Here is a 24,034-nt window from a genome sequence, read left to right as displayed (position 1 = left end):
TTCAGGGAATGTCCCGGCGATGTCCAGAGAGACAGCCGCCGGTATCAAATGGGTACACAAGAGAACCCTCAAAAGCGCGTTACTTCGAGCCGGTTCAGACGGCGAACTTCAGTGATCGCACTCTAAGCTTTGTTACGCATATCAGTATCCAAAACAGGTTTTCCGCTTTAGATGATATGCTTCAGTCACTTCAGATCGCGCTGACCCAGATGGCGAAGGTTGCAATAAACAGGCTGACGGAGACGAATGACAAAACGTCGTGGACGAGATCGGTCATGTGGAAAACTCCTCTGTGTTCACGTATGTTTATTTTTTGTTCTATTTTTGTTCCGAAGTCAACACCCTGTTTGAGTCGCCAGTTACATTAGGGTTTACGAATAATAAACGCAGAACCGCAGGCGGTATCACGCGCCTGCGGTTTCAATAGCTTAACGATGGAGAAAGTTGGCCGTCTTACAGATCGACGACCTTGCCGTCCTGCAAGGTCACGCGCCGGTCCATGCGGCGGGCCAGCTCGTGATTATGCGTGGCGATCAGCGCCGCCAGACCGGACTGGCGCACAAGCGCCTCCAGTGCCCCGAACACATAGGAGGACGTCGTCGGGTCGAGATTGCCGGTCGGCTCGTCGGCTAAAAGCACAAGCGGCGCATTGGCGACGGCGCGCGCAATAGCGACACGCTGCTGCTCACCACCGGAAAGCTCGGCGGGACGATGCGAAGCGCGCTTGCCGATCTTCATATATTCGAGCAATTGCTGTGCGCGTTCCGATGCGGCCTTCTTGGTCAGGCCACGGATCATCTGCGGCATCATCACATTTTCCAGCGCTGAAAACTCCGGCAGCAAATGGTGGAACTGATACACGAAGCCGATATCGTTACGCCGCACCGCCGTACGGTCGTCATCCGAGAGAGCGCTGCAGGAGCGACCGTCGAGAAAGACATCGCCATTGTCCGGGCGTTCCAGAAGCCCAGCCGTATGCAAAAGCGTGGACTTACCGGCACCGGACGGGGCGACGAGCGCGACCATCTCGCCGCGACGCAGCGTGAAATCGGCGTCTTTCAGGATAACCAGTTCACGGTCGACTTCCTTATAGGCGCGACTGACCTTCTCCAGCCGCAGAATAATTTCAGCCGCCATTATTCGTACCTCAATGCTTCGACCGGATCGAGCTTGGCAGCGCGCCAGGCTGGGAAAATGGTGGCGATAAAGGAAAGCACCAGTGCCATGACGATGACGGAAATCGTCTCGCCAGGGTCCATCTTTGCTGGCAGCTGGCTCAGGAAATAGAGCTCCGGATTGAACAGCGTCGTGCCGGAAAGCCACGAGAAGAACTCACGCAACCGTTCGACATTCAGGCACACCACTACGCCGAGCACCACACCGGCGACCGTGCCGGTCACGCCGATGGCTGCACCCGTCATCAGAAATATGCGCATCACCGCGCCGCGTGTCGCGCCCATGGTGCGCAGAATAGCGATATCATGCCCCTTGTCCTTCACCAGCATGATGAGACCGGAGATGATATTGAGCGCCGCGACCAGAACGATCAGCGTCAGGATCATGAACATGACATTGCGCTCGACTTCCAGCGCCGAGAAGAAAGTCTGGTTGCGCTGGCGCCAGTCAACAAGTGTCAGCTGGCGACCTGCCGCCTCTTCCACCGGCGCGCGCATCGCATCCACCTTGTCGGGATTTTCGACAAAGATTTCGAGCGACTGCACCTTGCCTTCCTGATTGAAGAAAAGCTGCGCCTCGGAAAGCGGCATCATCACGATGGAATTGTCATATTCCGACATGCCGATCTCGAAGATCGCGACAATCGGATAGGCTTTTACGCGCGGATTAACACCAAACGGGGTCACATCGCCATCGGGAGAAATCACCCGCAGCGTATCTCCGATGGAAAGCCCCAGATTTTCAGCCATGCGCGTGCCGATGGCGACACCGCCGCTCTGGTCGAAGCCTTGCAATGTGCCCTGGCGGACATTGCCCGATACAAGCTTCAGCTTGTCGAGGTCTTCCTCGCGCAGACCACGGATCAGCGCTCCATTGCCCGCACCGATGGTGCCCTGCACGAGAGCCTGTCCTTCCACCACCGGAATAGCGAATTTGATGCCGGAAATGCCGTCGATACGCTTGATCAGGTCAGCATAATCATCCAGCGGACGATCAATCGGCTGCATGATCAGATGGCCATTGATGCCGAGAATGCGCGTCAAAAGCTCGGCGCGAAAGCCGTTCATCACCGCCATAACGATGATGAGGGTCGCCACGCCCAGCATGATGCCGGTGAAAGAAAACCCGGCAATAACCGATATGAACGTTTCACGGCGGCGCGCACGCAGATATCGCCACGCGATCATCCGTTCGAAGGCCGAAAAAGGGCCGGACTTCGGCGGCTTCACAGCTGCCTTGGCCTGCCCTTCGGACTTTGCTGCCGCCGCGCCGCTCATGCTTCAGCCGTCAGCATGTTGATGGCCGCTTCCACCGTCAGGTTCTGGCGTTCGCCGGTCTTGCGGTCCTTGACTTCAACCTCACCAGCGGCAACGCCGCGCGGACCGACGATCACCTGGGTCGGCAGGCCGATCAGGTCCATGGTGGCGAATTTTGCACCGGGACGGTCATCCGTATCGTCCAGCAGCGGATCGATACCGGCATTGGTCAGTGCTTCGTAGAGCTTCTCGCTGACGCTATCGCAGCCTTCGTCACCGGGCTTCATGTTCACGATGCCTGCGCCGAACGGTGCAATCGCCTTTGGCCAGATGATGCCCGCATCGTCGTGGAAGGCTTCGATAGCAGCCGCCACCAGACGCGACGGACCGATGCCGTAGGAGCCCATCGACACCAGATGTTCCTTGCCGTCCGGGCCCTGCACTTTCGCGCCCATCGGTTCGGAATATTTTGTGCCGAAATGGAAGATGTGACCGACTTCGATGCCGCGCGCCGAAACCTGATCATCAGCCTTGACCTTGGCCCAATCGGCTTCGTCATGCATTTCGTCAGTTGCCGCGTAGGGCGTTGTCCAGCGATTGACGATATCGGTCAGCTGCGCATCGTTGCGGAAATCCGTATCCGCGCCTGGCACGGCCAGATCGAGATAGGCCTTGTCGCAATAGACCTGGCTTTCGCCGGTTTCAGCCAGAATTATGAATTCGTGAGACAGATCGCCGCCGATCGGGCCGGTGTCGGCGCGCATCGGGATAGCCTGCAGACCCACGCGCGCAAAGGTGCGCAGGTAGGAGACGAACATGCGGTAATAGGCCATCTTCGCGCCCTCATAATCGAGGTCGAACGAATAGGCGTCCTTCATTAGAAACTCGCGTGAACGCATCACGCCGAAACGCGGGCGGACTTCGTCGCGGAATTTCCACTGGATATGATAGAGGTTAAGCGGCAGATCCTTGTAGGAGCGCACATAGGAACGGAAAATATCCGTGACCATCTCTTCATTGGTCGGGCCGAAGAGCATTTCGCGCTCCTGACGGTCCTGAATACGTAGCATTTCCTTGCCGTAAGCGTCGTAACGGCCGCTTTCACGCCACAGATCGGCGGACTGGATGGTCGGCATCAGGATTTCGTTGGCGCCAGCGCGGTTCTGCTCTTCACGGATGATATCGCAGACCTTGTTCAGCACCTTCAGCCCAATCGGAAGCCAGGAATAGATGCCTGCCGACTGCTGGCGGATCATACCCGAACGCAGCATAAGCCTATGAGAGACGATTTCCGCCTCTTTAGGATTTTCCTTCAGAATGGGCAAAAAATACCGCGACAAACGCATCGTAACCACCGATCCAGAGAGAATGCCTGCTTGCTTCAAGAATCAGGCAAAAATTAAGCATATTTGAAGGTTTCTTATCGGGTTATGCTTGCGTTGAAAACCCGCCTGAAAAAGCTTTGCGCGGAGCGGTTTTCACCATCCACAGGCAGGACAGGCAGGTAAAACGCCCAAAGCCACAAAACACCACCTCCGAATTCACATTCAATTTCAATATATTACAGATATATCATTAGCTTTTAGGAAAATTCACGAAAGAATTATGACGCAGAAGAAGATTTTTCGTGACAAAAGCTGTGCAGTTCGCTATTTTTTTCATCATAAGAGCAACAACGGAATAAAACCGTTGTTTTCACGCGGTCAAAGTCTTGGGAGGATGGATCCAGGCGCGAGCTACGCAGCCGCCAGTAACATGGAAACGGATCGAACGCGTATTTTATTAGCAAGGCGAAAGCCTTGCTTTTTTTTTGCATTTGCATTGATCGCGACCCTCGCCGTCAGCTTCCCGAAAAGCCGCGCAATAACCCATTGAATTTGTGTGATTTATAGACCTGCTTTTGCAGGCGAATATTTGCAATATGTTGCCAAAGTAAAACTAGTTTTATTCTTAGGCGCATATCGCGACCAGAGCGAACGAGGACCGAAGCATGAAATTCCTTTAGTCCGTTATAATTCAGCACCTTACGATAAGATCATAAGTTTTTGATTCAGAGCGTATTTCCCAGCAGTCTGTTTTGCGCATAAAAGAAAGACTCCCTAAAAATGAGGCAGCCTTGGATTTCTCATTCTGTTTCGTGAATGCGATTATGTCAGATCCGGGAAAAAATGCGGAATGTCGTCCAGACCAAAACCGCTGATCTGCGTCACGTAATAATAGGCAGCGAAGATAAGCGTGGCGACAACTGTGGTGCGCAGAAAGGCGCGACCGATGCGCGGCGTGGCCGGAGCACTGGCGACCGTGCCGAGCGTGACATTATTTTCTTCAGCCTGTGTGCGCAGGCCGACCGGCAGCAGCGCAAAAAGCGACGTCCACCAGATAATGAAATAGATCGCAATGCCGGACATGATGGACATGATTACACTTCCTCCAGCTCAATCAGCGTGCCGTTGAAGTCTTTCGGGTGCAGAAACAGGACCGGCTTGCCATGGGCGCCGGTCTTCGGCTCTCCATCGCCGAGAATACGTGCGCCTTCCGCCTTGAGCTTATCCCGCGCTGCGATAATGTCCTCCACCTCATAGCAGAGATGGTGCACACCACCGGACGGGTTCTTTTCGAGGAAGGCTGCAATGGGTGATCCCTCACCCAAAGGCTCCAGCAGCTCGATTTTCGTGTTGCCTACGTCGATGAAAACCACGGTCACACCGTGTTCCGGCAAGGCCTGCGGCGCGCCGACATTTGCAGCCAGTTTGCCACGATAAAGCGCGGACGCAGCCTCGATATCCGGAACGGCAATCGCGACATGGTTCAAACGTTCGAGCATCAGCACCTCCCTTGCTGCATATTTATAGCGTGACGGTCAGCGTATCCTATTCACGAATACGGTCACCACAGGCTTTTTGCCCCACGTCTGATTTGCCGCAGCGCGCACCGCGCGGCGCGCGGATTCACGCACCAGCTCGACATCCTTGCGGCGGACGCGGGGAATGCTATCGACGGCCTCGACGACCGCATCGAGCAGGATGTCTTCCATCAACTCGCCCTGACCGTCTTCTTCCGGCAGACCAAATGTCACCAGATCGGGTTCGTCGAGAAGCTTGTGGTCGCGGTCCAGCAGGATGGAAACGGCGACATGGCCGACATAAGCGAGCTTGCGGCGCTCGACCATGCCGATCTCTTCCTCGTCACCGATCAGCTTGCCGTCCTTGTAGATACGGCCAATCGGCGCTTCGTCGATAATTTCGGCCTTGCCGGGGGCAAGACGCAGCACGTCGCCATTGCGGATCTGGGCGACCTGCCCGATCCCTTCCATCGCGCCAAGCGAGCCCTGCGCCACCAGATGCGCAGCTTCGCCATGCACCGGAACGAGAATTTGCGGGCGAACCCAGGAATACATACGCTTCAATTCGCTGCGACGCGGATGGCCGGAGACGTGCACCAATGCATCATCGTCGCCGATGATCTTGATGCCCCGGTCGATCAGGCGGTTCTTGATGTCGAGAATGGCTTTTTCGTTGCCCGGAATGGCGCGCGACGAATAAATGACCGTATCGCCCGGCGACAGGGCCAGACTGCGCATTTCATCGCGGGCCAGCTTGGCAAGTGCTGCACGCGGCTCGCCCTGACTGCCGGTCAGGATCATCACCACGTTTTCACGCGGAATATAGCCGTAATCCTCTTCGCTCAGATATTCCGGCAGGCCTTCCATATAGCCAAGCTCGGTCGCGACAGAAATCGCGCGCTTCATCGAGCGACCGACGACCAGAACCTGACGGCCCGCATCGCGCGCCGCCTCCGTGATGGAGCGTATGCGGCCCACATTGGAAGAAAAGGTGGTGATCGCCACGCGTCCACGCGCATTCTCGATCAGCTCGCGCAGGCTTTCGCCGACCTGACGTTCCGACGGGGATTCACCCTCGCGCATGGCATTGGTGGAATCGCAGATCAGCGCCAAAACACCGGCATCGCCAATGGCGCGGAAGCGCGCTTCATCGATGACGGGACCGAGCGACGGTTCCGGGTCCATCTTCCAGTCGCCGGTATGCACGACCGTGCCGAGCGGCGTGGTGATCGCGAGCGATACAGGTTCCGGGATCGAGTGCGTGACAGCGACCGCTTCAACCTTAAACGGGCCAACTTCGAACTTTTCACCAGCCTTGTAGACGGTGATCGGAATTTCCGGCGCGCTGATCTCGGACTGGCGCTTGGCTTCCAGCAGACCGGCGGTGAACGGCGTCGCATAGACTGGAACCTTCAGGCGCGGCCACAGATCGAGCAGCGCACCAAAATGGTCTTCATGCGCGTGGGTGATGATGATACCGCGCACATTATTCTTTTCCGCTTCAAGATAGCGAATATCCGGCAGGATGAGGTCGGCGCCCGGCTGTTCCGGCCCGGCAAAGCTCACGCCCATGTCGACGACCAGCCATTCGCGATTATCCGCAGGTCCAAAGCCGTACATAGCGAGATTCATGCCGATTTCGCCCACGCCGCCGAGCGGCAGAAAGACGAGTTCCGGGTTATTGGATCGGGCCATGAAATTTCCTCTGTAATTATACCCTGCTTATAAAGTGGAACCGGATCAGTTTGCACTTCAGGAAGACATGCTTTCGCCGCATCCACTGAACCTAAATGGCTTTAGTTGCAACCCCGGCAAGAAAAAGAAAGCTGTTATTTACGCAGTGTTGCAGCCGTTCCGAAATAAACATCACCCGCTGTGACCGTTACGCGTGCACCCTCATTGTCGCGGATCACGAAACGGCAGGCTTCATCGATGGTCTCGAACCGGCCTTCGATGACCTTGCCTTCAACCTGCATCGTGACATTTCCACCAAGACCATGCGCCCGCTCCAGCCAGCGTTTGCGGATCGTATCCAGCCCACGTCCCTCGTCCCAGACACGATAATTGACCGACCATGCGTCGGAAAGGGCTGCAAACAGCGTTTCGGCATCGCACTTGCTGCCAAGCGCATTGAGCGATGTCGCGGCATAGGGCAGATCGTCGGGAAAGGCCACGACATTGGTGCCGATACCGATGGCGACCGCAAAGCTATCCTTGGCGAGAATTGATGATTCCAGCAGAATGCCCGACAGTTTCGCACCATCCAGCAGCACATCGTTGGGCCATTTCAGGCCGATCTTCGGCGGCACGGCTGGTCCGGTTGCTGCAAAAGCCGCTTCCAGAGCATCGGCCAGCGACAGGCCCGCAACGAAACCGAGCGTTGCCGCCGTTTTCAATTCGTAGGATTCGATCAGAAGAAGTGTGGAGGCCAGATTGCCTTCCGGAGTAGACCAGGCGCGACCGCGTCTTCCGCGTCCACTTTCCTGCCTCTTCGAGACAAGCCAGAGCTTGCCCGGATCACCGCCAGCTGCTCGTTCCAGAGCCACCGCGTTTGTGGAGCCTACCGTCTCGAAAACCTCGAGACGGTAGCCAGCATTTTCGGCGACAGGCGAAAGCGCAAAATGCATTCGATCACCTGTCACAGTTTGCTTAGAAGAACGTCTTTGCTGCGGCTTCGGCAAATCCGCCGATTGGACCAGCGAGGAAGACGTAGAAGAGCACGAAAGCGCCCGTAACGCCGAGAACGAGACGCAGCTCGCCCGCGACCGGCACGAAACCACCAACCGGCTCATCGAACCACATGATCTTGATCATGCGCAGGTAGTAGAACGCGCCCACGACCGAAGCCACGATACCGATGATCGCCAGCGGGTAAAGACCGGCCTGCACGGCAGCAAGGAAGGTGTACCACTTGCCGAAGAATCCGGCGAGCGGCGGGATCCCAGCGAGTGAGAACAGGAAGATCGTCATGATCGTTGCCAGCACCGGATTGGTGCGCGACAGACCGGCCAGATCGCCGATGTTCTCAACATTGCCATCCTTGGTGCGCATGGCGAGAATGAAGGCAAAGGTGCCGAGCGTCATGGCAAGATAGATCGCCATGTAAATGGCCACGCCCTTCACACCGATGGCCGTACCAGCAGCCAGACCCACAAGGGCATAGCCCATGTGGCTGATCGACGAATAAGCCATCAGACGCTTGATATTGCGCTGGCCGATAGCGGCGAAGGCACCGAGAACCATCGAAGCGATTGCGATGAAGATCACAACCTGCTGCCAGTCATGGGTGACCGGAGCGAAGGCTTCGGAGACGACGCGGATGATAAGCGCCATGGCGGCCATCTTCGGAGCGGCGGCAAAGAAGGCCGTTACCGGGGTCGGCGCACCTTCATAGACGTCCGGCGTCCACATGTGGAACGGAACGGCGGAAATCTTGAATGCCAGACCGGCCAGAATGAAGACCAGACCGAACACCAGACCAAGCTCACGCTGGCCGCCCGAAACAGCCTGGGCGATTTCGGCGAAACCGATATGGCCGGTATAGCCGTAAACAAGCGAGATGCCGTAAAGCAGCATGCCCGAGGACAGCGAGCCGAGAACGAAATATTTCAGACCGGCTTCTGTGGAGCGAACGCTGTCGCGGTTGAACGCAGCCAGTACGTAAAGCGCCAGCGACTGCAGTTCGAGACCGAGATAAAGTGACAGCATGTTGGAGGCCGACACCATCAACAGCATGCCGAGCGTCGAAATGACGATCAGGACCGGGAACTCGAACTTGTCGAACTTTTCCGCCTTGGCGAAACCGACCGACATGACGAGCGTGACGATGGAGCCGATCAGCGTCAGCACCTTCATGAAGCGGCCAAAACCGTCATTGACGATGGCGCCGCCGAAAGCGGAACCGTTCGCCGGGAATAGAACAACCAGTGCCAGCGCTGCAATCAGCACTGCGACGGACAGTCCGTTGACGAGCGTGGTTGCACGCTCGCCAGAGAACACGCCGATCATAAGCAGTGCCAAGGCGCCTACAGCCAGGAGAACCTCCGGCGCTGCAAGGGTCAGATGAGCTATCAGATCAGTCTGCATGACCTTACGCCTTTATTTTCTTACTGTGCCAGCATTGCATTGGCGGCTCCGCCAATTGCAGCGTCGTAATGTTGAACCAGAGCGGTCACAGCACTTGCAGTCGCATTGAAGACCGGTGCCGGATACACGCCGAAGAAGATGGTGAGTACCACGAGCGGATAGAGAATGATCTTCTCACGCGGGCTGAGATCGAGGAGCGCCTTGAGGCTTTCCTTGTCGAGCGCACCGAAGATCACCTTGCGGTAAAGCCACAGCGCATAGGCCGCCGAGAGAATGACGCCCGTGGTTGCGAACAGCGCCACCCAGGTATTGACCCGGAACACACCGAACAGCGTCAGGAATTCACCGATGAAGCCCGAAGTACCCGGCAGGCCGACATTCGCCATCGTGAAGATGAGGAAGGCCACCGCATATTTCGGCATGTTGTTCACCAGACCGCCGAACGCCGCGATCTCACGGGTATGCATACGGTCATAGATCACGCCGACGCAAAGGAAGAGCGCGCCCGACACGATACCGTGCGAAAGCATCTGGAAGATTGCGCCCTGAATGCCCTGCTCATTGGCCGCGAAGATACCCATGGTCACATAGGCCATGTGTGCGACGGACGAGTAAGCAATCAGTTTCTTGATGTCTTCCTGAACCAGAGCCACCAGAGACGTGTAGATGATGGCGATCACCGACAGCGTGAAGACAAGCGGCGCGAAATCGGCAGAAGCCAGCGGGAACATCGGCAGCGAGAAACGCAGGAAGCCGTAGCCGCCGAGCTTCAGAAGGATACCGGCCAGAATGACCGAGCCTGCCGTCGGCGCTTCAACGTGCGCATCCGGAAGCCAGGTGTGGACCGGCCACATCGGCATCTTGACCGCAAACGACGCGAAGAAGGCAAGCCATAGCCATGTTTGCATGCCAGCGGGGAAGCTGAACTTCTGCAGTTCGACGATGTTCATCGTGCCAGCCTGCCAATACATGGCCATGATGGCGATGAGCATCAGCACGGAGCCCAGCAGCGTATAAAGGAAGAACTTCAAGCTTGCATAAACGCGACGCTTGCCGCCCCACACGCCGATGATGATGAACATCGGGATAAGGCTTGCTTCGAAGAACACGTAGAACAGGAAGAGGTCGAGCGCGCAGAACACGCCGATCATGAGCGTTTCCAGAATGAGGAACGCGATCATATATTCCTTGACGCGCTTTTCGACAGACACCCAGCTTGCAAGAATGCAGAACGGCATCAGGAAAGCGGACAGCACCACGAACAGGACGGAGATACCGTCCACGCCCATATGGTAGCTGATACCGCCGCCCATCCAGTCGACCTGCTCGACCATCTGGAAGCCAGCGTTCGAATTATCGAACCCAGCCCAGACGACGAGCGACAGGATAAAGACGAACACCGTTGTCAGCAAAGCGACGTTGCGGATGTTGCGACGCGAAGCCTCGCTGTCGTCCTTGATCAGAAGGATCAGTAACGCGCCGACGAGCGGCAGAAACGTGACCGTTGAGAGAATTGGCCAGTCGGTCATCAGAAAGAGCTCCCGAGCATCATCCAGGTGACGAGCGCGGCGACGCCGATCAGCATCGCGAATGCGTAATGATAAAGATATCCGGACTGCATCTTGACGACGCGGTTGGTGACATCAAGCACACGGGCCGAGATACCATCCGGACCGAAGCCGTCAATGAGCCAGCCGTCGCCACCCTTCCAGAAGACACGACCGAGCCACTTGGCCGGACGAACGAAGAGGAAGTCGTAGAGTTCGTCGAAATACCACTTGTTCAGCAGGAACTGGTACAGACCGCGATGGCGTTCTGCCAGTGCCTTCGGCATTTCCGGCGACCGGATGTAGAAGATCCAGGCAACGATGAAGCCGATGATCATAGCTGTGAAAGGCGACAGCTTAACCCAGGTCGGAACATGATGGTATTCATCGAGGATTTCGTTGGTCGGCAGCGTGAACAGAGCGCCCTTCCAGAATTCGGCATAGTCATGACCGAAGAAGAATTCCTTGAACACCACACCGGCAAGGATTGCGCCGACAGCAAGAACGAACAACGGCACCAGCATCACGGGCGGCGATTCATGGACGTGATGCATGACTTCCGCCGAAGCGCGCGGCTTGCCGAAGAAGGTCATAAAAATTAGACGCCAGGAATAGAAGCTCGTGAACAGAGCCGAGACGACGAGCAGCGTGAAGGCGTAGCCAGCAGCCGGGCTGTGCGAAGCGAACGTCGATTCAATGATCGCATCCTTCGAGAAAAAGCCTGCCGTACCGATAATCGTGCCCGGAATGCCAAGACCCGTAATAGCAACCGTACCGATGAGCATCATCCAGTAGGTAACCGGGATCAGCTTGCGTAAGCCCCCCATGCGACGCATGTCCTGCTCTTCCGACACGGAATGGATAACCGAACCGGCGCAAAGAAACAGGAGAGCCTTGAAGAAGGCGTGCGTGAACAGGTGGAACACCGCAGCGCCGTAAGCGCCCACGCCGAGAGCCACGAACATATAGCCCAGCTGCGAACAGGTCGAATAAGCGATAACGCGCTTGATATCGTTCTGCACCAGGGCAACCGTTGCCGCAAAGAATGCGGTGGTGGCGCCGATGATGGTGACGACCAGAAGAGCTGTATGCGACAGTTCGAAGATCGGCGACATGCGCGCGACCATGAACACACCCGCGGTCACCATGGTTGCAGCGTGAATGAGAGCCGAAACAGGTGTCGGGCCTTCCATAGCGTCCGGAAGCCAGGTGTGCAGCAGGAACTGCGCCGACTTACCCATCGCACCCATGAACAGAAGCAGGCAGACAACGGTCAGTGCCGTTTCCTTGTGCAGTTCATAGCCGAGGAAGTTCAGTACGACCTGACCTGCATCCGCAGCGCCTTCTGCCGGCAGATAATTGGCGGCAGCAGCGAAGATCGTGTTGTAATCAACCGACTGGAACAGAGCGAACAGGCCGAAGATGCCAAGCAGGAAGCCGAAGTCACCAACGCGGTTGACGACGAAGGCCTTCATGGCGGCGGCATTGGCCGAAGGCTTCTTGAACCAGAAACCGATCAGAAGATAGGACGCCAGACCCACGCCTTCCCAGCCGAAGAACATCTGAACCAGATTGTCCGACGTAACCAGCATGAGCATCGCGAAGGTGAACAGCGACAGATAGGCGAAGAAGCGCGGACGATGGGGATCGTGGTGCATATATCCAATCGAATAGATATGCACGAGAGCCGAAACCGAGTTCACGACAACGAGCATGACGCCGGTCAGCGTATCGACACGCAGCGCCCAATCGAAGGACAGCGAACCGGACGTGACCCAATGCAGCACCGGAATGCGCACAGTTTCACCGTCGCCCATTGGAATCTGGAAGAACACGATCCACGAGCAGATCGCGACGATAACCATAAGGCCGGAAGTGATGTATTCACTCGCTTTTGCGCCGATCTTATTGCCGAACAAGCCAGCAATAAGAAAGCCGATAAGCGGAAGGAAGACGATCGCGTAGTAGAGCATTTGCCCGTCAACCTTTCATAACATTGACGTCTTCCACCGCGATGGAACCGCGATTACGGAAGAAAACAACGAGAATTGCCAGACCGATGGCCGCTTCAGCAGCCGCAACAGTCAGAACGAAAAGGGCGAAGACCTGCCCGACCATGTCGCCGAGCTGGCTGGAGAACGCCACGAAGTTGAGATTGACCGAAAGCAGGATCAATTCGATGGACATCAGGATAACGATGACGTTCTTGCGGTTCAAAAAGATGCCGAAGACGCCAAGCGTGAACAGGATGGCCGAAACGGTCAGATAATGAGCGATACCGATTTCCATATGCTTATCCTTAGATGCCTTTGCCCGTTTCGACCTTCTTGATCTCAATCGCCGTTTCGGGCGTGCGAGCAACCTGGGCCGAGATGGACTGGCGCTTGACATTCGGCTTGTGCCGCAGCGTCAGAACGATAGCGCCGATCATCGCGACCAGAAGGACGAGACCAGCAACCTGGAAGTAGAAGACGAAGTCGGTGTAGAGAATGTCGCCCAGAGCAGCGGTATTGGACCGCTCGGCGATATTCGGGATCGGCACAGCGCCCTGCCCCAGCTTCGGTGCAAACATGTTGCTCGCGAAGACGAAGATCAGTTCGCCCAGCAGGATCAACCCGACCAGAGCGCCGACCGGCGCATATTGCAGCGCACCGCGCTTCAGTTCCGAGAAATCCACATCCAACATCATGACGACGAAGAGGAAGAGAACCGCCACAGCGCCGACGTAAACGACGAGCAGGATCATGGCGAGGAACTCGGCCCCGGTCAGCAGGAACAGAGCTGCCGCATTGAAGAATGTGAGGATCAGAAACAGCACCGAATGCACGGGGTTGCGTGCCGCAATCACCATGAACGCGCTTGCGATCATGATGAAAGCGAACAGATAGAAAAACGCTGCCGCAATACCTGTCAGCATGGGGATCCCCCAACACCTTTCCGTGAGCAAAGCCCTATTGCTTTGCCCGCTTTATTCATAAACTCTTGTCCGAGCATCGGACTGACCGAAAATTCGATCTGACACTCGAACTGATCGGGAACCCGATCAGCGATAAGGCGCATCCATCGCGATATTGCGCGCGATTTCGCGTTCCCAACGGTCACCATTGGCGAGGAGCTTGTCCTTGTCGTAGTAAAGCTCTTCGCGCGTCTCGGTCGCGAACTCGAAGTTCGGGCCTTCGACGATGGCATCCACCGGACATGCTTCCTGGCAGAAGCCGCAATAAATGCACTTCACCATGTCGATATCGTAACGCACCGTACGGCGGGTGCCGTCGTTGCGGCGCGGACCGGCCTCGATGGTGATGGCCTGCGCCGGGCAGATTGCTTCGCAAAGCTTGCAGGCGATGCAGCGTTCTTCACCGTTGGGATAACGGCGCAGCGCATGTTCGCCGCGGAAACGGGGCGAAACGGGGCCCTTTTCATGCGGGTAGTTCAACGTCGCCTTCGGCGCGAAGAACTGGCGCATGGAAAGAAAGAACGCGCCGACGAATTCCTTGAGAAGGAGCGATTTGGCTGCTTGAGCGATTGAAGCCATTGTTATTACTCCTTACGCCAGACCGAAGACTTTGAGGAAGGTCGCGGTGGCGACAACCATGAAGAGCGAGATCGGCAGGAAAACCTTCCAACCCAGACGCATCAGTTGGTCATAGCGGTAACGCGGTACGAAAGCCTTCACCATGGCGAACATGAAGAAGCAGAGGCAGAGCTTGAGCATGAACCAGATGATGCCCGGAACCCAATTGAGGAACCAAACGTCAACCGGAGGCAGCCAGCCGCCGAGGAAGAGCGTGGTCATCAGGGCGCACATCAGCGTGATCGCCACATACTCGCCGAGGAAGAACAGAAGGAACGGCGTGGATGAATATTCGATCATGTGACCGGCCACGAGTTCGGATTCAGCTTCGACAAGATCGAAAGGCGGACGGTTCGTTTCAGCAAGCGCCGAAATGAAGAAGATCACGAACATCGGGAACAGGCAGAGCCAGTTCCAGTCGAGGAACGATGCAGGCAGGCCGAGCATGGTGCCGAGGCCGGTGTTCTGCGAAAGCACAATGTCGGTCAGGTTGAGCGAGCCAACCGTCAAGAGAACGGTGACAATCACAAAGCCGATGGAAACTTCGTAGGAAACCATCTGCGCCGCCGAACGAAGCGCGCCGAGGAACGGGTACTTCGAGTTGGAGGCCCAGCCGCCCATGATCACGCCGTAAACTTCAAGCGAAGAAATGGCGAATATATAGAGAATGCCGACATTGATGTTGGCGATAGCCCAGCCTTCATTGACCGGGATAACGGCCCAGGTTGCCATTGCGAGAACGGCAGAGACGAAGGGCGCAAGGAGGAAGACACCCTTGTTTGCGCCCGACGGAATGATTGGTTCCTTGAAGACGAACTTCAACAAGTCGGCGAAAGCCTGGAACAGACCCCAGGGACCGACAACGTTAGGGCCGCGACGAAGCTGCACCGCTGCCCAGATCTTGCGATCCGCATAAAGCAGGTAAGCGACGACGATCAGCAATACGACGAGCAGAACGACCGACTTCAGCGCCATGATCAGCGCGGGTAAGACGTAAGCTGCAAAAATTCCTTCCATTGTTCCGTCTCTCTCTCGCTTACTCGGCAGCCTGCTGGAAGCCGCCAGCCGCGAGCGCCGAGCATTCGGCCATGACGGCGGAAGCGCGCGCAATTGGGTTCGTCAGGTAGAAGTCCTTGACCGGGGAAACGAACGCAGCGCCGCCGCCCAGGTTGGAAGCCTTAGCTGCCAGCGCGACGAGATCGTCGGCGGAAGCAGGCGTGATGGTGTCGATGGCCAGCATGTGCGGGTAGTCCGCATAAAGCTTGGCGCGAAGCTGCTGCAAGCTATCGAACGGCAGGCGCTTGCCAAGGCTGTCCGACAGAGCGCGCAGGATTGCCCAGTCTTCCTTCGCTTCGCCCGGTGCGAAACCGGCGCGGCTGCCAAGCTGTACGCGACCTTCGGTGTTGAGCCAGGTGCCCGACTTTTCCGTATAGGCTGCGCCCGGCAGGATCACGTCGGCTGCATGCGCACCGGCATCGCCGTGCGTGCCGATGTAAACAACGAAGCTCGGGCCCTTACGGGTCATGTCGAGTTCGTCTGCACCGAGCAGGAACACGACATCCAGATTGCCCAGCATGTCGCCAGCTGCCTTGCCGCCCTCACCCGGCACAAAGCCGAGGTCCAGAGCGCCAACGCGCGAAGCGGCAGTGTGCAGAACGGAGAAGCCGTTCCACTCATCCTTGATCGCGCCAACGTCCTGAGCAAGCTTGGCGGCCGTCGCCAGAACCGCACGACCGTTTTCGCCGGTGAGCGCGCCCTGACCGATGATGATCAGCGGACGTTCGGCCTTGGCCAGCACGTCGCGGAAAGCGTTGGCGCCAGCAGCGACGGATGCCAGTGTGTCGGCACCTGCGCCCAGATATTCGTAATTGTAACGCAGTTCTGCCTGTTCGCCGATCAGAGCGACCGGGAAATGGCCCATGCGCTGACGCTTGCGAATACGTGCGTTCAGAACGGCGGCTTCAACGCGTGGATTGGAACCGATGATGAGCAGAGCATCAGCGTTTTCAATGCCTTCGATGGTCGCGTTGAAGAGATAGCTTGCACGACCGAGAGCCGGATCAACGGCTGCGCCATCCTGACGGCTGTCGATATTGGCAGAGCCGAGCGAAGCCATGAGGCCCTTCAGCGCATAGATTTCTTCAACCGAAGCCAGATCGCCTGCTACAGCGCCGATCTTATCAGCCGACGTTGCGGAAACCTTGGCGGCGATAGCGGCGAAGGCTTCCGGCCAGCTTGCGGCGACCAGACGACCATCCTTGCGAACATAAGGGCGGTCGAGGCGCTGGGTGCGCAGGCCGTCCCAGATGAAGCGGGTCTTGTCGGAAATCCACTCTTCGTTCACCGCTTCGTTGACGCGCGGCATGATGCGCATCACTTCGCGGCCACGCGTATCGACGCGGATGTTCGAACCGACCGCGTCCATCACATCGATGGTTTCAGTCTTGTTCAATTCCCACGGACGCGCCTGGAACGCGTAAGGACGCGAGGTCAGAGCGCCAACCGGGCAAAGGTCGATCACGTTGCCCTGCAATTCCGAGGTCATGGCGCGTTCGAGATAGGTGGTGATCTCGGCGTCTTCACCACGGCCGATGAGGCCGAGTTCGGAAATGCCAGCCACTTCCGTCGTGAAGCGGACGCAGCGCGTGCAGTGAATGCAGCGCGTCATCACCGTCTTGACGAGCGGGCCGATATATTTGTTTTCGACCGCGCGCTTGTTTTCGCGATAGCGCGAACCGTCGGTGCCGAAAGCCATTGCTTGATCCTGCAGATCGCACTCGCCGCCCTGATCGCAGATCGGGCAATCCAGCGGGTGGTTGATCAGCAGGAATTCCATCACGCCTTCGCGGGCCTTCTTGACCATCGGCGTGTTGGTGAAGATTTCAGGGGCTTCGCCGTTCGGGCCGGGACGCAGATCCCGCACGCCCATGGCGCAGGATGCCGCCGGCTTCGGCGGTCCGCCCTTTACTTCAACCAGACACATACGGCAGTTTCCGGCGATGGAAAGCCGTTCGTGGAAACAGAACCGCGGCACTTCAGCGCCCGCGGCTTCGGCAGCCTGAAGGAGCGTATAGTGATCGGGTACTTCGATCTCTGTGCCGTCAACCTTGATCTTTGCCATCGTTTATCCAAACCTGCGGCTTAAGCCGCATTTTCCAGATCTCAAACTCTTGCGCCTGCCCTTGTATTGGCGTGACCTTTTCCGAAAACCGCCAGGCACTTTTCGGGGCCATGCCCTGTCGGGCAGGCTCACACAAACCGTTCAGCCTTATTCTGCTGCTTCCAGACGGATATTGCGGCTCTGCACGGCGTTGCGTGTATAATCATCAATGCGCTTTTCAATCTCCGGACGGAAATTGCGGATCAGACCCTGAATCGGCCATGCAGCCGCATCGCCAAGCGCGCAGATCGTGTGACCTTCAATCTGCTTGGTCACGTCAAACAGCATGTCGATCTCGCGCTTCTGCGCATTGCCCTTGACCATGCGTTCCATCACGCGCCACATCCAGCCGGTGCCTTCGCGGCACGGCGTGCACTGGCCGCAGCTTTCATGCTTGAAGAACGCCGACAGACGGGCAATCGCCTTGATGATGTCGGTGGACTTGTCCATGACGATCAGGCCGCCGGTGCCGAACGACGATTTCTTGTCGCGCATGCCGTCGAAATCCATGATGGCGTCCATCATGTCCTCGCCCTTGATGACCGGGCAGGATGCGCCGCCGGGAATAACCGCCAGCAGATTGTCCCAGCCGCCGCGAATGCCGCCGGCGTGCTTTTCGATCAGTTCGCGGAAGGGAATGCCGAGGCCCTCTTCCACCACGCAAGGCGTGTTCACATGGCCCGAAACCTGGAACAGCTTGGTGCCGACATTGTTCGGACGGCCGATGGACGAGAACCATGCGCCGCCGCGACGCAGGATCGTCGGCGCAACCGCAATCGATTCCACGTTGTTCACGGTCGTCGGACAGCCATAAAGACCCATATTCGCCGGGAATGGCGGCTTCAGGCGCGGCTGGCCCTTCTTGCCTTCAAGGCTTTCGAGCAGCGCGGTTTCCTCGCCGCAGATATAAGCGCCAGCGCCATGGGTGACGAAAATGTCCATGTCCCAGCCGCACTTGTTGTCCTTGCCAAGCAGACCGGCTTCGTAGCATTCGTCGATTGCGGCTTGCAGGGCTTCACGCTCGCGCATGAATTCACCGCGCATATAAATATAGGCGGTATGCGCGCCCATGGCGCAACCGGCGATCACGCAGCCTTCGATCAGCGTATGCGGATCGTGGCGCAGAATTTCGCGGTCCTTGCAGGTGCCGGGCTCCGATTCGTCGGCATTGACGACGAGATAGTGCGGACGACCGTCGCTCTGCTTGGGCATGAACGACCACTTGAGACCCGTCGGGAAGCCGGCGCCACCGCGGCCACGCAGGCCCGACGCCTTCATCTCGTCGATGATCCAGTCACGGCCCTTTTCGATGAAGCCCTTCGTGTTGTCCCAATGGCCACGCGCCATGGCACCCTTGAGGGAGCGATCCTTGAAGCCGTAAATATTGGTGAAGATGCGATCTTTATCAGCCAGCATGTCTCACCTGTTTCCGTTCGTGTTTGCGAATATCGAAGTCATCATACCGGCTTCTTTCCGAATACCTTGATGTATTCCTCGACGCCGCCCTTGGCCAAAGCCTTGGCTTGCTTCACCCAGTCTTCGCGCTCGATGCGACCGTGGAAGCTGAGATAGCCGTCAACCCATTCACGCTCGGCCTTCTTCCAGGCAGCAACCTGCTTGAAGGTGAAGATGCCGAGTTCGTGCAGTGTAGCCTCGATCTTCGGACCAACGCCGGAGATCAGCTTCAGGTCGTCAACGGCTTCCGGGCGCTCCATGGCGACCGGACGGTTCTTGTCGTCCAGCTTGAAAGCCTGTTTCGTATCGACGGAGGCAGCCTTTTCGGCGGCGTTCGATACCTTGACGTCCGAAGGCGACTTCAGGGCCGGATCGGTTTCCGGCGCATTGGTGACCGGCTTTGCGGCGTTGGACGGCGTGGCGGCCTTTGCCGCTTCCGCTGCCTTTTCCTCGGCGGCCTTGGCTTCGGCTTCCGCCTTGGCCTTTGCCTCCGCTTCAGCCTTCGCCTTGGCGGTGGCGGCATCCGATGCCTTGCGGGTTTCGAGACCGATCTTCTTGTAGTCCAGATCTTCGGTCAGCGCGGTCAGGCCGTTGAGCGGCTCCGACGTGACGCGGTCGATCTGCGGGCCCGGCTTGACGGTGTCGCCCTTGCCAGCTTCGAAAGCGTCGATGATCTCAGCAAGGCGTTCCGGCGTCAGATCTTCATAGGCGTCCTTGAAGATCATGACCATCGGTGCATTGGCGCAAGCGCCCTGGCATTCGACTTCTTCCCACGACAGCGTACCGTCGGCATTAAGCTCGAAGGGATCGTGGTTGATCTTGTGACGGCAGACATCCATCAGCGCTTCAGAGCCACGCAACATGCACGGGGTCGTACCGCAAACCTGAATGTGAGCGCGCGTGCCGACCGGTTTCAGCTGGAACTGCGTATAGAAAGTAGCGACTTCCAGAACGCGGATCAGCGGCATGTCGAGCATGGCTGCCACATGTTCAATGGCAGCTTTCGTGACCCAGCCGTCCTGCTCCTGCGCACGCATGAGCAACGGAATGACAGCCGACTGCTGACGGCCATCGGGGAATTTTGCAATCGTCTTGTGCGCCCAGTCCTGATTTTCCGCGTTGAACGCGAAAGCGGCTGGCTGGACGGCATCATCTGCGAGACGGCGAACGGACATCAGCGGTCAACCTCACCAAACACGATATCGAGCGAGCCAAGAATTGCCGACACGTCAGCCAGCATATGGCCGCGGCACAGGAAATCCATGGCCTGAAGATGGGCAAAGCCCGGAGCGCGCAGCTTGCAGCGATAAGGTTTGTTGGAGCCGTCCGAAACGAGGAAGACGCCAAATTCGCCCTTCGGCGCTTCAACTGCTGCGTAAACTTCACCGGCAGGCACATGGTAGCCTTCCGTGTAAAGCTTGAAGTGGTGGATGAGCGCTTCCATTGAACGCTTCATCTCGCCGCGCTTCGGCGGCACGATCTTGTTGTCGGTATTGGAAACCGGACCGACGCGCTCCTTGCCGAGAAGCAGGTCAACGCACTGGCGCATGATGCGCGCCGACTGGCGCATTTCTTCCATGCGGATCAGGTAGCGGTCATAGCAGTCGCCGTTCTTGCCAATCGGAATATCGAATTCCATCTCGTTGTAGCACTCATAAGGCTGCGACTTGCGCAGATCCCATGCAGCGCCCGAACCGCGCACCATGACGCCCGAGAAACCCCATGCCCATGCATCTTCCAGCGACACCACGCCGATATCGACGTTACGCTGCTTGAAAATACGGTTCGGCGTGATGAGGTCATCAAGGTTGTTGAGCGTCTTGAAGAACGGATCGATCCATTTGCCGATGTCTTCAACGAGCTGATCCGGCAGGTCCTGATGGACGCCACCCGGACGGAAATAGGCAGCGTGCATACGCGCGCCACAGGCGCGTTCGTAGAACACCATCAGCTTTTCGCGCTCTTCGAAGCCCCAAAGTGGCGGCGTCAGCGCGCCAACGTCCATGGCCTGCGTGGTCACGTTCAGAAGGTGGTTCAGGATACGGCCGATTTCCGAATAGAGAACGCGGATCAACTGACCGCGCTTCGGCACGTCGATGCCCATAAGGCGTTCAACGGCAAGCGCATAGGCATGTTCCTGGTTCATCGGCGCCACGTAGTCGAGGCGGTCGAGATAAGGCACAGCCTGAAGATAGGTTTTGGCTTCCATCAGCTTCTCGGTGCCGCGATGCAGCAGACCGATATGCGGATCGACGCGGTCGACGACTTCGCCGTCGAGTTCAAGCACCAGACGCAGCACACCGTGCGCGGCAGGGTGCTGCGGACCAAAGTTGATATTGAAATTGCGGACCTGAGTCTCAGCCATGTTCAGCTTCCCGTCGCTCAGTTCGTCTTTGCCTTCTCATCGCCCGGCAGGACGTATTCCGTCCCTTCCCATGGCGAGAGAAAATCGAAATTGCGGAATTCCTGACGCAGTTCGACAGGCTCGTAGATGACGCGCTTCAGCTCGTCGCTGTAACGCACTTCCACAAAGCCGGTCAGCGGGAAATCCTTGCGCAGCGGATGGCCTTCAAAACCATAGTCGGTCAGGAGGCGACGCAGATCCGGGTGGCCGGAGAACAGCACGCCATACATGTCGTAGGTTTCGCGTTCATACCATTCGGCGCCAACGAAAACCGAAACCGCCGATGGAACCAGCGTGTCTTCGTCTGCCTGAACCTTGACGCGGATGCGCTGGTTCTGACGCGGCGACATCAGCTGATAGACCACATCGAAGCGATTGGCGCGCTGCGGGTAGTCAACGCCGGAAATATCCGTCAGATTGACGAACTGGCATTGAACATCGTCACGCAGGAAGGTCAGAACGCTGATAAGGCTCGTCACCGGAACAGAAAGCGTCAGCTCGCCATAGGCCAGCTTCGCCTCTTCGATTGCATCGCCGAGGCGTTCCTTGATGTAGCCGGAAAGTTCACCGAGAGCTTCTTCGCTCATTTCCCTAACTTCCTTATTTAGAACTCACACTGCACATGCCCTGGGAGACTTTTGGGAGAAATCCCACGCGGCGGTGTCAGTCGAACCCTAACAAAACCTGTATGACGCAAACCGGTCCAGTGACCGGATTAACGCTCGATCGTACCCGTGCGGCGGATCTTCTTTTGCAGCATAAGAATGCCGTAAAGCAGCGCTTCCGCAGTGGGCGGGCAGCCCGGCACGTAGATATCGACCGGAACCACGCGGTCACAGCCACGAACCACCGAATAGGAATAGTGGTAGTAGCCGCCGCCATTGGCGCAGGAACCCATCGAGATCACATAGCGCGGCTCAGGCATCTGGTCGTAGACCTTGCGCAGAGCGGGCGCCATCTTGTTTGTCAGCGTCCCTGCAACGATCATCACATCGGACTGACGCGGAGACGCGCGCGGTGCGATACCAAACCGTTCGGCGTCGTAGCGCGGCATGGAAATGTGCATCATTTCCACAGCGCAGCAGGCGAGACCGAAGGTCATCCACATCAGCGAACCGGTACGCGCCCAAGTGATCAGAGCGTCAGCAGATGTGACGATGAAGCCCTTATCGGACAGTTCGCTGTTCAGATCGTTGAAGAAAGCATCGTCGGAACCGACAGGCTTGCCCGTGCGCGGGTCAAGAATGCCTTTCGGCTGCGGAGCCACGAGTGTGGTGTTGGCTGTGGTCAATCCCATTCCAGCGCTCCCTTCTTCCATTCATAGATGAAGCCGATGGTCAGGACGCCAAGGAACAGCATCATCGATGCAAAGCCGAACCAGCCGATGGAACCGAAGGACACAGCCCACGGAAACAGGAAGGCGACTTCAAGATCGAAGATGATGAAGAGAATCGACACGAGATAGAAACGGATGTCGAATTTCATACGGGCGTCATCGAAGGCATTGAAGCCGCACTCGTAAGCTGAAAGCTTTTCCGGGTCTGGCTGTCTATATGCGACGAGGAACGGCGCAACCAGAAGGGCTACACCGATTACCATTGCGATGCCGAGAAAGATGACAATCGGCAAATAGGAACTCAAAAGCTCGTTCATGATCCTTTATCCGGCTTGAATACGAGGCTGCGCCGCCTGTCATAAGCTTTTTGAAGCCCACGACCATGCGACACATTGCATCTATTGCATCCTCGTCGCCCCAAGCAGCTTCAAAAGGCATGCCGTGCGAACTAAGCGCTTTCGCGGGGACGGTTAGCGCAGCCCGCGTTGAAGCGCAACCCCTCCAGCGCCTTCAGGTGGGCATAGTCGGGTCGAGATGCTTAATAAGGCATGACCTCGGGCCCGAATAACCCGGCTGAACTCGTTCTGCCCCCGTCCTGGCACAGTAAGATCATAATTTTGTGAGGCACTGTCTCATGATGCCTTCCCGCTGACAACAGCAAAGAGAATCAACGGCATTATTAATAAAGTACGTTTGCGAACCATTTCGAACGCTTCGTCAGGCGGGAGAAATGCGAGCGCGCCCATGCGATCCATCCCGCTCCCCGCCTCCCGCGAATACACCCGCGCTCTGCTGCACGCAAATTTCTTTCGCGCAAGCCGCAATATGGAGAATGGAACCAGCTCCGCACTGTCTCAGCACGCCAAGCCATGCCTTCAGATCGGCAGAGCAGACTTTATCATAAGGTCATTGCTTGGAATCGGAACGAAGGGAGGTCACACATGCAAGATTTTCTGCTCGCTGGCGGCGACCTTCTCGTGATCGGCGTGATCGTTCTCTCGGTCGCCTATCTCTCCTGGAAGCAATTCTCCCGATAAAAGAGACTGGCTCGCACAAACCGGCGGACGAACAAATTCGTCTAAACAGTTTTGGCGATCATTTATAAGGAAAGTTCGAGAAATGGCGTGGAGCGCCACTTTCAGTTCAACAGTGCATTTGATTGTGTTGAAGGAAAGTGGCGCGAGTGACGGGGCTCGAA

Annotated in this window: 22 protein-coding genes; 1 reads left to right on the top strand and 21 read right to left on the bottom strand. The window is 57.3% G+C overall.

What is annotated here, in order from left to right; all coding sequences use genetic code 11:
• Positions 1–453: 453 nt before the first annotated feature.
• Genes HWD97_RS06190 through proS form a run of 3 tightly spaced genes read right to left on the bottom strand, consistent with a single transcriptional unit; the run spans position 454 to position 3,778 of the window.
• Complete coding sequence (locus HWD97_RS06190; protein ID WP_109368810.1) at positions 454–1,137, bottom strand: ABC transporter ATP-binding protein; 684 nt, start codon at positions 1,135–1,137, stop codon at positions 454–456.
• On the bottom strand, positions 1,137–2,453 hold the full coding sequence (locus HWD97_RS06185) for a lipoprotein-releasing ABC transporter permease subunit (protein WP_109368809.1): 1,317 nt from the start codon (positions 2,451–2,453) through the stop codon (positions 1,137–1,139). Before HWD97_RS06185 ends, HWD97_RS06190 begins: the two co-directional genes overlap by 1 nt.
• The gene (gene proS / locus HWD97_RS06180) at positions 2,450–3,778 is read right to left on the bottom strand and encodes a proline--tRNA ligase (protein ID WP_109368808.1); all 1,329 of its coding nucleotides are present in this window, start codon (positions 3,776–3,778) and stop codon (positions 2,450–2,452) included. Before proS ends, HWD97_RS06185 begins: the two co-directional genes overlap by 4 nt.
• 259 nt (positions 3,779–4,037) lie before the next feature.
• Between proS and HWD97_RS06175 the strand changes: the two genes are divergently transcribed.
• The gene (locus HWD97_RS06175; RefSeq protein ID WP_167836025.1) at positions 4,038–4,307 is read left to right on the top strand and encodes a hypothetical protein; all 270 of its coding nucleotides are present in this window, start codon (positions 4,038–4,040) and stop codon (positions 4,305–4,307) included.
• Positions 4,308–4,579: 272 nt separating this feature from the next.
• Here HWD97_RS06175 and HWD97_RS06170 read toward each other — a convergent pair whose 3' ends face one another.
• From HWD97_RS06170 to HWD97_RS06085, 18 genes are all read right to left on the bottom strand, one after another.
• Positions 4,580–4,849 carry a DUF1467 family protein gene (locus tag HWD97_RS06170; RefSeq protein ID WP_109368807.1) on the bottom strand — a complete coding sequence of 90 codons (270 nt, stop codon included), beginning with the start codon at positions 4,847–4,849 and terminating at the stop codon, positions 4,580–4,582.
• Between the two features lie 2 nt (positions 4,850–4,851).
• The gene (gene mce, locus HWD97_RS06165; RefSeq protein ID WP_121535839.1) at positions 4,852–5,256 is read right to left on the bottom strand and encodes a methylmalonyl-CoA epimerase; all 405 of its coding nucleotides are present in this window, start codon (positions 5,254–5,256) and stop codon (positions 4,852–4,854) included.
• Positions 5,257–5,292: 36 nt separating this feature from the next.
• Positions 5,293–6,969, bottom strand: coding sequence for a ribonuclease J (locus tag HWD97_RS06160; RefSeq protein ID WP_109368805.1), 1,677 nt, complete (start codon positions 6,967–6,969; stop codon positions 5,293–5,295).
• Positions 6,970–7,103: 134 nt separating this feature from the next.
• On the bottom strand, positions 7,104–7,901 hold the full coding sequence (locus HWD97_RS06155; RefSeq protein WP_109368804.1) for a biotin--[acetyl-CoA-carboxylase] ligase: 798 nt from the start codon (positions 7,899–7,901) through the stop codon (positions 7,104–7,106).
• Positions 7,902–7,923: 22 nt separating this feature from the next.
• A complete protein-coding gene (nuoN, locus tag HWD97_RS06150) occupies positions 7,924–9,360 on the bottom strand; it encodes an NADH-quinone oxidoreductase subunit NuoN (RefSeq protein WP_109368803.1) in 1,437 nt (478 codons plus the stop codon).
• Positions 9,361–9,380: 20 nt separating this feature from the next.
• Positions 9,381–10,889 (bottom strand): NADH-quinone oxidoreductase subunit M, encoded by a 1,509-nt coding sequence (locus HWD97_RS06145; RefSeq protein ID WP_109368802.1) that lies wholly within the window; start codon positions 10,887–10,889, stop codon positions 9,381–9,383.
• The gene (nuoL, locus tag HWD97_RS06140; protein WP_109368801.1) at positions 10,889–12,880 is read right to left on the bottom strand and encodes an NADH-quinone oxidoreductase subunit L; all 1,992 of its coding nucleotides are present in this window, start codon (positions 12,878–12,880) and stop codon (positions 10,889–10,891) included. The genes HWD97_RS06145 and nuoL overlap by 1 nt, the downstream gene beginning before the upstream one ends.
• A gap of 7 nt (positions 12,881–12,887) precedes the next feature.
• Positions 12,888–13,196 (bottom strand): NADH-quinone oxidoreductase subunit NuoK, encoded by a 309-nt coding sequence (gene nuoK, locus HWD97_RS06135; protein ID WP_006466598.1) that lies wholly within the window; start codon positions 13,194–13,196, stop codon positions 12,888–12,890.
• Positions 13,197–13,206: 10 nt separating this feature from the next.
• Complete coding sequence (locus tag HWD97_RS06130) at positions 13,207–13,824, bottom strand: NADH-quinone oxidoreductase subunit J (protein WP_109368800.1); 618 nt, start codon at positions 13,822–13,824, stop codon at positions 13,207–13,209.
• 126 nt (positions 13,825–13,950) lie between these two features.
• Positions 13,951–14,442 (bottom strand): NADH-quinone oxidoreductase subunit NuoI, encoded by a 492-nt coding sequence (gene nuoI / locus HWD97_RS06125; RefSeq protein ID WP_078338429.1) that lies wholly within the window; start codon positions 14,440–14,442, stop codon positions 13,951–13,953.
• A gap of 12 nt (positions 14,443–14,454) precedes the next feature.
• Complete coding sequence (gene nuoH, locus HWD97_RS06120) at positions 14,455–15,498, bottom strand: NADH-quinone oxidoreductase subunit NuoH (RefSeq protein WP_109368799.1); 1,044 nt, start codon at positions 15,496–15,498, stop codon at positions 14,455–14,457.
• A 19-nt stretch (positions 15,499–15,517) separates the two neighbouring features.
• Positions 15,518–17,602: an NADH-quinone oxidoreductase subunit NuoG gene (gene nuoG / locus HWD97_RS06115; RefSeq protein WP_109368798.1), complete on the bottom strand. Its 2,085-nt coding sequence runs from the start codon at positions 17,600–17,602 to the stop codon at positions 15,518–15,520.
• Positions 17,603–17,749: 147 nt separating this feature from the next.
• Positions 17,750–19,057, bottom strand: a complete 1,308-nt coding sequence (nuoF, locus tag HWD97_RS06110; RefSeq protein ID WP_109368797.1) for an NADH-quinone oxidoreductase subunit NuoF — start codon at positions 19,055–19,057, stop codon at positions 17,750–17,752.
• A 41-nt stretch (positions 19,058–19,098) separates the two neighbouring features.
• Positions 19,099–20,271: an NADH-quinone oxidoreductase subunit E gene (locus HWD97_RS06105; RefSeq protein WP_109368796.1), complete on the bottom strand. Its 1,173-nt coding sequence runs from the start codon at positions 20,269–20,271 to the stop codon at positions 19,099–19,101.
• A complete protein-coding gene (locus HWD97_RS06100; protein WP_109368795.1) occupies positions 20,271–21,461 on the bottom strand; it encodes an NADH-quinone oxidoreductase subunit D in 1,191 nt (396 codons plus the stop codon). Before HWD97_RS06100 ends, HWD97_RS06105 begins: the two co-directional genes overlap by 1 nt.
• A 17-nt stretch (positions 21,462–21,478) precedes the next feature.
• Positions 21,479–22,087, bottom strand: coding sequence for an NADH-quinone oxidoreductase subunit C (locus HWD97_RS06095; protein WP_109368794.1), 609 nt, complete (start codon positions 22,085–22,087; stop codon positions 21,479–21,481).
• Positions 22,088–22,215: 128 nt separating this feature from the next.
• A complete protein-coding gene (locus tag HWD97_RS06090) occupies positions 22,216–22,797 on the bottom strand; it encodes an NADH-quinone oxidoreductase subunit B family protein (RefSeq protein ID WP_010661172.1) in 582 nt (193 codons plus the stop codon).
• Positions 22,788–23,153, bottom strand: a complete 366-nt coding sequence (locus HWD97_RS06085; protein ID WP_078338422.1) for an NADH-quinone oxidoreductase subunit A — start codon at positions 23,151–23,153, stop codon at positions 22,788–22,790. Before HWD97_RS06085 ends, HWD97_RS06090 begins: the two co-directional genes overlap by 10 nt.
• Positions 23,154–24,034 lie beyond the last annotated feature (881 nt).

It is taken from the genome of Ochrobactrum sp. C6C9 (assembly GCF_022627935.1).
In the GTDB taxonomy this organism is placed as follows: domain Bacteria; phylum Pseudomonadota; class Alphaproteobacteria; order Rhizobiales; family Rhizobiaceae; genus Brucella; species Brucella teleogrylli.
Note: the sequence above shows the minus strand (reverse complement) of the source record. Positions and strands in the feature narration are given on the sequence as shown.